Source organism: Vibrio sp. 10N.222.48.A3 (assembly GCF_041475345.1).
GTDB lineage: Bacteria > Pseudomonadota > Gammaproteobacteria > Enterobacterales > Vibrionaceae > Vibrio > Vibrio tasmaniensis_A.
The window spans coordinates 1-289 of sequence record NZ_JBFRVX010001220.1 but is presented as its reverse complement, the minus strand read 5'-3'; the positions used below and the strand labels follow the sequence as shown (position 1 = coordinate 289).

Annotated in this window: 1 protein-coding gene; it reads right to left on the bottom strand. The window is 54.0% G+C overall.

Annotated elements, in window-relative coordinates:
- Nucleotides 1-289 (bottom strand): penicillin-binding transpeptidase domain-containing protein (locus tag AB4653_RS25170; protein ID WP_372105589.1); only part of this gene is annotated, 289 nt, incomplete at both ends.

Here is a 289-nt window from a genome sequence, read left to right as displayed (position 1 = left end):
GGGTAATGATCCCCTCATTGAGGGCGGCAACGGCAACAAAGGGTTTGATGGTCGAGCCTGGAGAATAGGTACCTAACGTGGCGCGATTGACCAAGGGTCTATCTCTGTCGTTGAGCAAGGCTTTATAGGCGGCCCTGGAGATGCCGCTGACAAAGGCATTGGGGTCATAGCTCGGACTGGACACCATCGCTAAGACGCCATTATCGCGAGGATCGAGCACCACGGCGGCACCTTTTCGACCGCCAAGCAGGTTATGGATGTAGGTTTGAAGCTCAATATCGATATTGAG